This is a genomic window from Sedimentibacter sp. B4 (assembly GCF_000309315.1).
Lineage (GTDB): Bacteria > Bacillota > Clostridia > Tissierellales > Sedimentibacteraceae > Sedimentibacter > Sedimentibacter saalensis.
Map to the genome: position 1 here is coordinate 1 of NZ_CANG01000789.1, position 211 is coordinate 211.

The 211-nt window shown below is 69.2% G+C and carries 1 pseudogene; it reads left to right on the top strand.

The window, feature by feature from the left end:
• Positions 1–211: pseudogene (locus BN358_RS26975) on the top strand (thiamine ABC transporter substrate-binding protein); the annotation flags it as partial.

A 211-nucleotide genomic window follows, 5' to 3' on the forward strand; every position in this document is an offset into this window, starting at 1 on the left:
AACGAGGTGGGCGCGCGCGCGTTCGTCGACTTCATGCTCTCCGAGCAGGTGCAGGCCCAGATCCCCGAGCAGATGTACATGGACCCGGTCGACCCCGACGTGAAGCTGCCCGCCGACTGGGCGAGGTACGCACCGGTCGTGACCGACCCGATCCAGGTGCCCGCGGCCGAGATCGGCGCGAAGCGCGACGAGTGGATCAAGGCCTGGACGG